This is a genomic window from Methylobacterium sp. 1030 (assembly GCF_040544715.1).
GTDB lineage: Bacteria > Pseudomonadota > Alphaproteobacteria > Rhizobiales > Beijerinckiaceae > Methylobacterium.
Genome location: NZ_JBEPKM010000026.1, coordinates 47,093 through 59,320, shown reverse-complemented (window position 1 = coordinate 59,320; position 12,228 = coordinate 47,093). Strand labels below are relative to the sequence as shown.

Annotated in this window: 7 protein-coding genes and 1 pseudogene; 7 read left to right on the top strand and 1 reads right to left on the bottom strand. The window is 68.9% G+C overall.

The window, feature by feature from the left end:
- Nucleotides 1-244 precede the first annotated feature (244 nt).
- Nucleotides 245-1,072 carry an outer membrane protein gene (locus ABIC30_RS28020; RefSeq protein ID WP_234741960.1) on the bottom strand — a complete coding sequence of 276 codons (828 nt, stop codon included), beginning with the start codon at nucleotides 1,070-1,072 and terminating at the stop codon, nucleotides 245-247.
- A 382-nt stretch (nucleotides 1,073-1,454) separates the two neighbouring features.
- On the opposite strand from ABIC30_RS28020, the gene ABIC30_RS28015 reads away from it, so the two are divergent.
- From ABIC30_RS28015 to ABIC30_RS27985, 7 genes and pseudogenes are all read left to right on the top strand, one after another.
- Nucleotides 1,455-1,925 (top strand): MarR family winged helix-turn-helix transcriptional regulator, encoded by a 471-nt coding sequence (locus ABIC30_RS28015; protein WP_354456431.1) that lies wholly within the window; start codon nucleotides 1,455-1,457, stop codon nucleotides 1,923-1,925.
- Between the two features lie 2 nt (nucleotides 1,926-1,927).
- Nucleotides 1,928-3,604, top strand: a pseudogene (locus ABIC30_RS28010) (ABC transporter substrate-binding protein).
- A 58-nt stretch (nucleotides 3,605-3,662) separates the two neighbouring features.
- Nucleotides 3,663-5,594: a selenocysteine-specific translation elongation factor gene (gene selB, locus ABIC30_RS28005; RefSeq protein ID WP_354456430.1), complete on the top strand. Its 1,932-nt coding sequence runs from the start codon at nucleotides 3,663-3,665 to the stop codon at nucleotides 5,592-5,594.
- A gap of 288 nt (nucleotides 5,595-5,882) precedes the next feature.
- Complete coding sequence (locus ABIC30_RS28000; RefSeq protein WP_042672433.1) at nucleotides 5,883-6,116, top strand: hypothetical protein; 234 nt, start codon at nucleotides 5,883-5,885, stop codon at nucleotides 6,114-6,116.
- A gap of 77 nt (nucleotides 6,117-6,193) precedes the next feature.
- Nucleotides 6,194-7,081, top strand: a complete 888-nt coding sequence (locus ABIC30_RS27995) for a cytochrome b/b6 domain-containing protein (RefSeq protein WP_354456429.1) — start codon at nucleotides 6,194-6,196, stop codon at nucleotides 7,079-7,081.
- On the top strand, nucleotides 7,078-7,998 hold the full coding sequence (locus ABIC30_RS27990) for a molybdopterin-binding protein (RefSeq protein ID WP_354456428.1): 921 nt from the start codon (nucleotides 7,078-7,080) through the stop codon (nucleotides 7,996-7,998). Before ABIC30_RS27995 ends, ABIC30_RS27990 begins: the two co-directional genes overlap by 4 nt.
- A 228-nt stretch (nucleotides 7,999-8,226) precedes the next feature.
- Nucleotides 8,227-12,015: an ATP-binding protein gene (locus ABIC30_RS27985; protein ID WP_354456427.1), complete on the top strand. Its 3,789-nt coding sequence runs from the start codon at nucleotides 8,227-8,229 to the stop codon at nucleotides 12,013-12,015.
- Nucleotides 12,016-12,228: the final 213 nt, after the last annotated feature.

The window sequence follows — 12,228 nt, the reverse complement described above, 5'->3', positions numbered from 1 at the left end:
AACCGCTCCCGAGCACTCGTTCGGCATATGCGGCCCCGACTAGGAAGTGGTCGTACCAAAAAGCACCCTAGGAGCGGGGGGCTCCCAGGGTGTAGCCGACCTCGCGGCCAGTTTGATCGGGCTGGGGATACGAAGGTCAGCCGGAGGGCTGCTCTCATGCGGCGGAAGGCGACGAGGAGGACCAACTACCCCTCGCCCACCGTCGCATCTCCCGGCACAGCGCCGGGAGCAGCTCGGCCGGATCTCAGTAGGATCCGAACTTGAAGTTCAGGCCGGCGCGGGCGATGGCGCCCTCGGTCCGGAAGCGGGAGATGTAGCCGACACCCGGGCCGCCGACGGAGCCGACCAGCAGGTTGTGGCTGCCGAGGTCGTAGCGCAGGTACTCGGCCTTGATCGTCACCGCGTTCGACCGGAAGAAGTTCAGGAACGAGTCGGTGGGCAACGCGTACTCGATGCCGCCGCCGTAGGAGTAGCCGGTATCGATCCGCGAGCGGCTGCCGAAATAGGTCAGCGGCGCGGCGGTCTGGAAGCCGACGCGCTGGGTCACGTCGCCGTAGGCGAAGCCGCCGGTGCCGTAAACGAACACGCGGTCGAAGGCGTAGCCGACCCGGCCGCGGACGGTGCCGAGGAAGCTCAGGTCCGTCCGGTACGTGTTGGTCAGGACGTTCGGGTTGAAGGCCGGGCGGAAGATCGACTGCACGCCGGTGCGCTGCAGATCCATGTACTGGGCGTCAGCCTCGATACCGACGACGATGCCGGAGCCGGGGGTGAACTGGTAATTGTACCCGACCTGACCACCGGCAGAGAACCCGTCCTGCGGCAGGCGGACGGCCGGGCTGCGCAGCAGGTTGTTCACGTTGCTCTGAAGGGCGCCGATGCCGACGGTCCGGATCGTGTCCGACTCGGTGTAGGCGTAGCCGGCGTTGATACCGAAGTAGGCGCCTGTCCAGGTGAAGACCGGGACGGGGGTGAACACCGGCGGCGGGGCGGCGCGGCGCGGCAGGTCGGCGGCCGAGGCGGCGCCGGTCAGAGCAGTGCTCGCAACCAGAATGCCAAGCAGGTTTTTAATCACAGCAATCTCTTGTTCGTGACACCAATCGCGCCGCAAGTTAGACGATAACGCGGCGCGCCGATGTACCATCCAAGTCACATCCCGAACTAAAGCTGCTTCAAGTCATTTTCTGATGCCGGCTAGACTAAGTGGACCCGACTGGAAGACGGCAACGACATTGCCGTATCTATTTGGGGGCAAGATAAACGTCTCAGGCTGGCCTTTAATCCTCCTCCCTGCTCTCTCGTGCCAAGATTTCACCATTTCCGGTCCTGCCGACCCAATCGCCGCGCATTCGGGCGATCTGCGCGCCGGTGTCGTTCTCGGGTGCGGCCAGGGAAACCGACGGGTTGACAGCATCGTTCACGCGTGAATGATTCAGGTCTGAACGGAGCGCCGCTCAATGGCGACATCGACTAAGCAGCCTGGGCTCAGGCTTGACGACCAACTTTGCTTCGCCCTTTACGCCGCGACGAACTCGGTCGTGCGCGCCTACCGGCCGCTGCTGGGCGAGCTCGGGCTGACCTACCCGCAGTACCTCGTCATGCTGGCGCTCTGGCAGGATGGCGTGACGGCGGTGCATGACCTGGCCAACCGGCTGCAACTCACGTCCAGCGCGATCACGCCCCTGGTCGACCGGCTGGAGGCTGCGGGTTTCGTCACTCGCGCCCGTGCCGATGACCGGCGCGTCGTCCTCGTCGCCCTGACGGAGACGGGCCGGTCGTTGGAGGTCAGGGTCTCGGAGGCTCAGCAGGCCGTAGTCTGCCGCACCGGGCTAGGCGACCGCGACCTCGCCGACCTGCGCCAGGAGTTGAAGGAACTCGCCGACCGCGTCGCCGCGACGGGCATGGCCCGGGACGACGACCCGGACTGAGGATGCACCGCGCGCAGGCGGCGATGCTCTGCGGAGGCGAACTTTTCCTGCGTGGGTTCGACGTCGGGATGGCCGGCGACCCGGGCGGATCTATCGAGGGCCATGCGTCATTGCCGGCGCCCTCCAACTTGTCGGCTCGCGATGGGCCGGACGATGCCCGCACGCCATGCGGGTTGAACACAGGAGGAAACATGGACGCGCAAGCGACCGGGGATCCAGGGGGCGGCCAGCCCTGGGGACCCCACAACACGGTGACGGTGGTCGACCCGTCGCCGGTGAATTGGCTTTCCATCACCTGGAACACGATGGAGGAGGCCAACCGCGTCGACCACGACGGCCTCGGCCAGCCGAGCCTCGCCGAGAGCTGGCGTTGGCTCGACAAGGAGACCCTCGAACTCACGATGCGGGACGCGGTCTACCAGGACGGCGAGCCCTTCAACGCGGCGATGTTCAAGCTCGGCTTCGACAAGGTCCAGGAATGGACCAACCCGCACCCGCCGGGCGCCTTCCTGAACTTCGCCCGGGACGTGACCTGCGAGGCGGTGGACGAGCGCACCATCCGCATGCGCTTCCCCGGCGGGGACTCCGCGGCGCTGATGAAGCTGCGCGGCATGCACCTACCGTCTACGCGGTTCTGGAACGAGTGGGGCTTCGTCGACCCGAAGACGGGTTCGGCAGAAGGTCATTGGTGAGTCATCGACGCGCCTGGTCCGTGGGGGACTGGCCCGTTCGTGCTCACCGAGGGCGTCTCGCTCATCGATAGCCGCTCCGACCGCGTGGTCATGGAGCCCAACCCAACGTACTGGAACCCGGCCCGCAGGCCGACGGTCCGGATCGTCTACGACAACGTGATCGGCAAGGCCGAGGGCATCAAGTCGGTGGCGTCCGGTGACGGCCGGGTCGACGTGGTGTTCGACCTGACGCCGGACGAGGCGCACGCCTTCCCGGCAAGCGAGCACGGCAAAATCCAGACGAAGAAGGCGAAGACGATCCTGACGGGCGTCTTCAATGAGAACCGTCCGGACTCGCCCTGGCGCGAACCGGAGGCCCGCCGGGCGCTCAACCTCGCCATCGACCAGGCCTTCGTGCTGGAGCACGGAGCGCATGGCTACGGCACGGTGATCCCGGCCTTCATCCAGCCCGGCCGCTACGGCGCGGACCCGGACATGAAGCCGATGCTACACGACCCCGAGAGTGCCAAGCGCACGCTCGACGGCCTGGGCCTCGGGGGGCGGGAGTTGGTCTTCGTGGCCTCGCCCGCCTGGAAGGGCGTGGTGGAGGCCATCGGCCAGTGCCTCGCCAAGGTCGGCCTGGGCTGCCGCTTCGTCAGCGACCGGGGCGACCTGCCGGAGGAGTTCGACGTCAAGCTCGAATGGTATTTCGACTGGACGCCGCAATATCCGGTGGCCTGCGTGCACCGTGAGTTCTTCGGGAAGGACGCGACCCTGCGCCAGGGTCCGGAGGACCCGAGGTTCGACGCCCTCTACGACAAGCTCCTGCATACGCCGGAGACCGGGACGGAGGAGGTGGTGCGCGAGGTGGAGCGGTACCTGCAAGACGAGGCCAAGGCCTTGTTCCTGTACTCGCCCTTCACCCTGTTCGCGGTGTCGGACCGGGTGGCGTTCACGCCCTACGACACCTGCATGTCCGAACTCGCCGAAACCCGAATCAAGGGTTGAGGCGGAAGGCGGCGCGGGGGGCTCCCGCGCCGCCACCTTCCGCGGACGAGAAGGCCGCATGATCGTCGCCACCGCCGGCCACATCGACCACGGCAAGACCGCGTTGGTGAAGGCGCTCACCGGCATCGACGCCGACCGGCTGCCCGAGGAGAAGGCCCGGGGCATCACCCTCGATCTCGGCTTCGCCTACGCGCCGCGGGACGGTCGCCTGCGGGTCCCGCTCGGCTTCGTCGACGTGCCGGGGCACGAACGCCTGGTACGAACCATGGTGGCGGGCGCCACCGGTGTGTCCTGCGCGCTGCTGGTGGTCGCGGCCGACGACGGGGTGATGCCGCAGACCCGCGAGCACGCCGTCATCCTCGACCTTCTCGGCCTCGACCGCGGCATCGTCGCCGTGACGAAGGCCGACCGCGCCGACCCGGAGCGCATCGCCGCGGTGACCGCGGAGATACATGCCCTCCTCGCAGGTACCGGCCTCGCGGGAGCGCCGGTCGTCGCCTGTTCGGCGCTGACGGGGTCAGGCATCGACGACCTCGCCCGCCTGCTGGAGGCCACGGCAGGCTCCCGCGTCCCGACCGGTGCTGACCGTGGCTTCCGGCTCGCCGTCGACCGGCACTTCACCGTGCCCGGTGCTGGCTTGGTCGTGACCGGCGCGGTGCATGCCGGCACGGTCCGCGTGGGCGACCGGCTGCTCGTCTCGCCCGGCGCGCGCGAGGTCCGGGTGCGCGGCGTGCGCGTCCACGACGCGGTGGCCGAGACCGCGCGCGCCGGGGAGCGCTGCGCCCTGAACCTGGTCGGTCCCCGGCTGTCCCTCGACGACGTGGGTCGGGGCACATGGGTCCTGGCGCCGAACCTGCACAACCCGGCGACCCGCCTCGACGTCTCCGTGCGCGTGCTGCCGCACGAGGGGCGGCCCCTGCGCCACCGTACCCCGATGCATCTCCATCTCGGGGCGGCCGCGGTGACGGGACGGTTGTTGCTCCCTGGGGCTGGCTCGGTCGAACCGGGCGCGACCGCCCGGGCGGTGATCACGCTCGACCGCGAGATCGGCGCCCTGGCCGGGGACCGCTTCGTCCTGCGCGACGTCTCGGCCGTGCGTACGCTCGGGGGCGGTCGGGTGCTCGACGTGGACGGACCGCGCCGGGGCCCCTGGACGCCGGAACGCCGGGCGGTCGTCGCGGCGCTCGACACCGTGGATGACGGCCGCGCCCTCCGAGGCCTCCTCGCTACCTCCGGACCCGGGGTCGACCTCGCCCGCCTCGCCCGCCTGCGCAATTTGCCCGCGGCGACGCTGGACGCCCTCGTCGCGGAGGAGGGTGCGGTCGTCGCTGAGGATGGCCCGCGGCTCGCGTTCCAGGGTTCACGGATCGCCGTGCTGGCCGCGCGCGTGGTGTCCGAACTCGCCCGGACGCACATGGCGCAGCCCGACAACCCCGGACTCGCTCACGACGAGATCGCATCGACGGTGGAGGCCGGGGACCGTCCGGCCCTCCCGGCCGCCCTCGACGGCCTCGTCCGGACGGAACGGGTCCTACGACGCGGCGCGCTCCTACACCTGCCCGGCCACGTGGCGCGCCTGCGTCCGGCCGACGCCGTCGTCTACGATACCGTTCGCGCCGTGCTGGAGGAGGCGGGCTTGGACCAGCCCCGCCTCACCGTGCTCGCCGAGCGCCTGGGCCGCCAGCCCGACGAACTCCGCCGCCTCCTCGATAAGGTCGGCCGCCTCGGCTGGCTCGTGCGTGTCTCGAATAGCTACTACGCGCTGCCGGAGGCAGTCGCCGAACTGGCGCGCATCGCGGACGCGGTGGCGCGGGAGCATCCCGAGGGCCTGCTGACGGTCGGGCGGTTTCGCGAGACGGCCGGCATCGGCCGCAACCTGACCATGCCGCTCCTGGAGTTCTTCGATGGACGGGGGTTCACGGTGCGGATCGAGGCGGGACGTCGCATCCGCGCCGATTGGCGCGTCCTGGCCCCCATCGAACTGGCATGACGCCGCGCATGGCGGGTCGGGACCTGATCCCACCGTCATGCCACCGTCGGCATGACGGCAGGGACGCCTTTCCCGGCCCAACCTGAAACCTTTCAGGACAAGCCTTCGTACGGACGGGCATACGCCCGGCCAGGGCGCGGCGCGAGGCTTCGCTTCGGCGCCCCCAAAACCGTGCCTGACGGCCATCGTCCGCAGGCAATTTATTCAGAAAATCAGGAACTTACGGCGGGTGCATCGCCTTGCCTCCCTGTGCGACAGGGGATTCCTTCCCCGTACAGGAGACATCGAATGAAGATCACCGCCCTCGCCCTCGCCGCCTCGGTCCTCGGCGGCCTCGCGCTCGGCACCGGTGCCGCCTCGGCCGCCCCGATGGGCCCGAACGGCCTTCAGGCGGCCCCCGCCGGCGTCACCCAGGTCCGCATGACGCACAGCGAGCGCATGATGATGAAGAAGCGCATGATGCATAAGAAGATGATGAAGCGCCGGATGATGAAGCGGAAGATGATGATGAACCGCATGTAAGCGGCCATCCCGAACGCGGCGGCTTGACCTTCGGGCCGGTCGCCGCGCCCCGCGGTTCACCAGGATACGTCGCCCACGTGCCACGGACCTACCTGACGCGCTCCGCCCCTGACACCGGCGAGGTCGAGCATCGGCGCTGGATGTTCCGGCACCCCGCCGTCATCCGGATCACCCACTGGGTCAACGCCCTCTGCCTCCTCGTTCTGCTGACGAGCGGCCTGCAGATCTTCAACGCCCACCCGGCCCTGTATTGGGGCAAGGTCTCGACCTTCGACACGCCGCTGCTGGCGATGTCCCAGACCGATGACGACCCGCCCAAGGGCGTGACGACGGTCCTGGGCCGCACGTTCGACACCACCGGTTATCTCGGCTCATCGACCGGTGCGGACGGCGAGGCGGCCGACCGCGGCTTCCCGTCGTGGCTGACGCTGCCGAGCGACCAGGACCTCACCGGCGGCCGCAGTTGGCACTTCTTCTTCGCCTGGGCCTTCGTCCTGAACGGCGCCCTTTACCTGCTCTACGGCCTGTTCAGTGGGCAGTTGCGCTTCCGCGTCGTCCCGCAGCGCGACCAGGTCCGGCATTTCCCCGCCTCGGTTCGGGAGCACCTGACGCTGCGCTTCCCTAAAGGGGACGAGGCCAAGCGCTACAACGTCATCCAGAAGCTCACCTACGCCGTCGTCCTGTTCGTGCTGCTGCCGGTGCAGGTGTTGGCCGGCCTGGCGATGTCGCCCGCGATGGACGCGGCGTTCCCGTTCCTCTTGACGCTGTTCGACGGGCGGCAGTCGGCGCGGACCGTCCACTTTGTCGTCGCGGCCCTGCTGGTCCTGTTCGTCGTCGTCCACGTCGCCCTCGTCGTACTGTCGGGCTTCTGGAACAACATGCGCGGCATGCTCACCGGCTGGTTTGTGATCGAGCGCCGGATCGAGCCCGCGGCGGGGGATGATGTCCGGGAGCACCGCGCATGATCCAGCCTCCCAGCCGACGCTCCCTCCTGCTCGGCGCCACCGCAGCGGCCGGTACCGCGATGCTTGGGGGCTGCGACCGTCTCGGCGAGGCCGACTGGTTCCGGCGCACGCTCAAGACCGGCGAGGACGCCAACCAGTTCGTGCAACGGCTGCTCCTCACTAAGCGGACGCTCGCGCCCGAGTACGCCGAGGCGGACATCTCGCCATGGTTCAAGCCGAACGGCACCGAGGACCCGCCCGACAAGGCCTACAAGGCGCTGGAGCGGCGCAAGTTCGCGGACTACCGGCTGGAGGTGGGCGGCCTCGTCGAGACCCCGCTGAAGCTCTCCCTGGCCGAGCTGCGCAAGCTTCCTTCCCGGACGCAGATCACCCGGCATGACTGCGTCGAGGGGTGGAGCTGCATCGGCAAGTGGACCGGCGTGCCCCTGTCCGAGATCCTGGACCGGGCACGGCTCAAACCGCAGGCGCGCTACGTCGTGTTCCGCTGCGCCGACACGATGGACCAGGGCGAGGACGAGGGCGCCGAAGGGGACGGGACGGAGGACGTCTCGTCCGGCGGCAACGCCAACCCTGCGATGACGAAGCAATCGGGCGAGGGGGAGGACAAGCGTGATTCCGGGGGCCAGCAAGCCGCCGAGGGAACCTCCACCGGCGACGACGCGCCCGTTCGCTACTACGAGAGCATCGACCTCGTGGACGCCTTCCATCCCCAGACTATCCTCGCCTACGAGCTGAACGGAAAAGCCCTGCCCGTGGCGAACGGCGCCCCCTTGCGGCTGCGTCTCGAACGCAACCTCGGCTACAAGCAGGCCAAGTACGTGATGCGCATCGAGGTGCTGGAGAGCTTCGCCGACATCGGCGAGGGCAAGGGCGGCTACTGGGAGGATCAGGGCTACGCTTGGTACGCCGGCATATGAAGGCCGATGCCCCGGGCTCGGCCTTGGTTTAGTTCATCAACTGACCAATATCGGCTTCCTTGCCGACCAATGGATTTGACCGGGATCCGTGTCCGATAACGTGCTTCCCTTCGTGCGCGCGGAAGGCGCCGATCAGAAAATCCTGGTTGAGAACGCCCGGCTTGGGAGCTGCTGCGGCAGGCCGGCATCCCGTTTGACGCGGCCGAGGCACATGTCGACACCGGCTTCATGGCGGGCGGCGGCGAGATGGGCGCGCTCATGCGGTCCATGGACTGGTCGCAGACCTCGTTCGGTCCGGTCTCCGGCTGGTCCCAGTCCCTGCGTTCGGCCGTCAGCATCTGCCTGACCACCCGTTTCCCAGTCGTGCTGTACTACGGGCCCGAGCGGGCGTTGATCTATAACGACGCATGGCGGCCGGTCGTCGGCGACAAGCATCCCTGGTCGTTCGGCCGCGCCGGCACCGAGGTCTGGGCCGAGATCTGGGACATCATCGGCCCGATGTTCGACACGGTCTTCGAAACGGGCGAGGCGACGTGGTCCGACGACCAGCTCCTGCCTCTGAACCGCTTCGGCTACGTCGAGGAGTGCTACTTCTACTACTCGTACAGCCCGATCCGCGGCGAGCAGGGCCGCGTCGAGGGCATCTTCACGGCGGTGGCCGAGACGACACTCCGGGTCGTCGCCGACCGCCGCACGCGTCTCCTGCGCGACCTAGCCGCCCGGTCCATCGAGGCGAAAACGACCGCGGACGCCTACGCCGTCGCCGCCGAGGTGCTCGCAGGCGACCCGCACGATGTGCCCTTCGCGCTGCTCTACACCTTCGATGCCGACGGCGAGGGCCTGATACTGACGGGCCAGGTCGGCATGCCGGACGCGATGACCCACCTAGCCCCGGCGAGCGAGGCGGACGGCGACCCCTGGTCCTTGCGCAAAGTGGCCGCCACCGGGACGCCTCTGCTGCTGGAAGGGCTCGACTCGCGGATGCCCGGCCTGCCGGGCGGGCCATGGCCGGAGCCGGTCACCCAGGCGCGGGTCATGCCCGTCACGTCCGGAACGGGCGGCCGCACCAGCGGGATCGCGGTCATCGGCATCAGCCCGCGCCTGCGGTTCGACGAGCGCTACCAGGTCTTCTGCGAGCAAGTCGCCTCCAACCTCAGCGCAGCCGTCACCAACGCGCTCGCCTACCAGGAGGAGCGGGCCCGCGCGGAGCGCCTGGCCGAGATCGACCGGGCCAAGACAGCCTTCTTCTCCAACGTCAGCCACGAGTTCCGCACGCCGCTGACGCTGATGCTCAGCCCGCTGGAGGAGATCCTCGCCAAGCCGCCGGCCGGTGTGCTGCCCGACAACAGGGCGCTGGCTACCGTCGCCCACCGCAATGGCCTCAGGCTGCTGCGCCTCGTCAACGGTCTGCTCGACTTCTCCAGGGTCGAGGCCGGCCGAGCCCGGGCCGCCTTCCGGCTCACCGACCTGCCTCGGTTCACTGCCGAACTCGCCGGCAACTTCCGCTCGCTGTGCGAGCAGGCGGGCCTGACGCTGACCGTCGACTGCCCACACCTCGACGCGCTCGTGCCGCTCGATCCGGAGATGTGGGAGAAGGTGGTGCTCAATCTCCTTTCCAACGCCTTCAAGTTCACGCTCGAAGGAAGGATCACCGTGCGAATCGAGCGGGAAGGCGAGTGCGCCGTGCTCACCGTCGCCGACACCGGCACGGGCATCCCCGCCGAGGAGCTTCCGCGCCTGTTCGACCGGTTTCACCGGGTCGAGGGGGCCCAGGGGCGCACATTCGAGGGGACGGGCATCGGCCTAGCCCTGGTGCAGGAGATGGTCCGCCTCCACAACGGCTCCATCCACGTCGAGAGCGAGCCGGGCCGGGGCAGCACGTTCCGGGTTTCGCTCCCCCTCGCGCAGGACGGCGTCGGCACGGCAGTGGAAGGCTTCACGCCAAGCCTGACCGCGGCACGGGTCGAGGCATTCGTGGCCGAGGCCAAGCGTTGGATCGACGGCGGCGCCGGGGCGGAGGACCTGATCCTCGACGTCGAGCCGGTCAGCCATGGTGTCTCGTCCACGGGCCATGTCCTGCTGGCCGACGACAACGCCGATATGCGCGAGCACGTCGCCCGCCTGCTCAAGGCCCAGGGATACGACGTCGAGGCCGTGCCGGACGGTCAGATGGCGCTCGTCGCCGCCCGTGCGCGTCGGCCCGACCTCTTGCTCACCGACGTGATGATGCCCCGCCTCGACGGCTTCGGCCTGCTCGCTGCCGTGCGGGCCGACCCGGCCATGAGCGATCTGCCCGTCATCATGCTCTCGGCGAGAGCCGGCGACGAGGCTAAAGTCGAGGGGCTCGATGCGGGTGCCGACGATTACCTGACGAAGCCATTCTCGGCCCGGGAACTGATCGCGCGCGTCGGCGCAAACCTACAGCTTGCCCGCGTGCGGCGCGAGGCGGCGGACGCCCTACGCCGGGTCAACGACGACCTGGAGCGGGAAGTCGCCGCCCGCACGGCCGAGCGCGACCGGATCTGGCAGGTCAGTCACGATATGCTCGGCGTCGCCGATGCCGACGGCATCTGGCTGGCAGTCAATCCGGCCTGGTCCCAGATCCTGGGTTGGCAGGCGCGGGACGTCGTTGGGCGCACCTCGGAATGGCTGGAGCATCCCGACGACCGAGAGAAAACCCGCGCCGAGGTTCGGCGGCTTGCCGGAGGAGCGACCACGCTGGCCTTCGAGAACCGCTTCCGCGCCCGTGACGACAGCTACCGGACGCTGTCCTGGACGGCGGTGCCGGCGGACGGGCGCCTGTACTGCGTCGCCCGCGACGTGACCGACAAGCGGGCCCATGCGATCAGCCTCGCCCAGGCCGAGGAGGCGCTGCGGCAGTCGCAGAAGATGGAGGCGGTCGGGCAGCTCACCGGAGGCGTGGCCCACGACTTCAACAACTTGCTGACCATCATCCGCTCGTCGGTCGATTTCCTGCGCCGACCGGACCTGCCGGAGGAACGGCGAGCCCGGTACATGGACGCGGTGTCCGACACCGTGGATCGGGCGGCGAAACTCACCGGACAGCTCCTCGCCTTCGCCCGGCGGCAGGCGCTCAAGCCCGAGACCTTCGATGTCGGCGCACGGCTCCAGGCCGTGGCCGAGATGGTCGACACCGTCACCGGCGCCCGCATAAGCGTCATCGCCGAGGTGCCGGATCACCCCTGCTTCATCTGCGCTGACGCCAGCCAGTTCGAGACGGCGCTTGTCAACATGGCCATCAACGCCCGCGACGCGATGGAGGGTGAAGGCACGCTCACCCTGCGCCTCGCCTGCGACCAGGCGATGCCGGCCATCCGCGGCCACGGCCCGTCCCGAAACCCGTTCGCGGCGGTCAGCGTCGCCGACACCGGCACCGGCATCGAGCCTGATACCCTCGCGCGGATCTTCGAACCGTTCTTCACCACGAAAGAGGTCGGCAAGGGTACGGGCCTAGGCCTTTCCCAAGTCATCGGTTTCGCGAAGCAGTCCGGCGGTGACGTCGACGTGGACAGCACGGTCGGAAGGGGCACGACCTTCACCCTCTACCTACCGCAGGTGATCCCCGTAGACGAACCGGTGCCTGAGGATGCCGGAGAGCTCGCATGGGGCGAGGGACGGCGCGTGCTTGTGGTCGAGGACAACGTCGAGGTCGGGCGCTTCGCCACGCAGATCCTGGAGGACCTGGGCTACGAGACGGCGCTGGCCATGAACGCAGAGGAGGCCCTGGACCGGCTCGGCGCCGACGGCGCCGGGTTCGACGCTGTCTTTTCGGACGTGGTCATGCCGGGCATGGGAGGCGTCGCGTTGGCCGAGGAGCTGCGCCGCCGCCTGCCCGACCTGCCCGTGGTGCTGGCCTCGGGGTACAGCCACGTCCTAGCCGAGGAAGGCACCCACGGCTTCGAGCTCCTCCACAAGCCCTATTCGGCCGAGCAGATCTCCCGGGTCCTGAACAAGGTCAGCCGCCTTAAGCGTCGGAGATCTCGGCCGGGCCGGTGAAGCGGCAGAAGTGCAATCCTCGCTCATCCCGGTCCGCAAGGTGAGCGAGGATCGGTGTCGAGACCCTATTCGGCGTCCGCGTTGATGGGCCAGGGCGGTTGGCGAGCCGGCGGATCACTGGGTGGGTCGCCCTCGGGGGGCGTGGGATCAGGAGGTGGGTCGCCGATGGGCAGCAACGGTTCGTCCCCGGGGCGTGGCGTGTCGGATTGCATG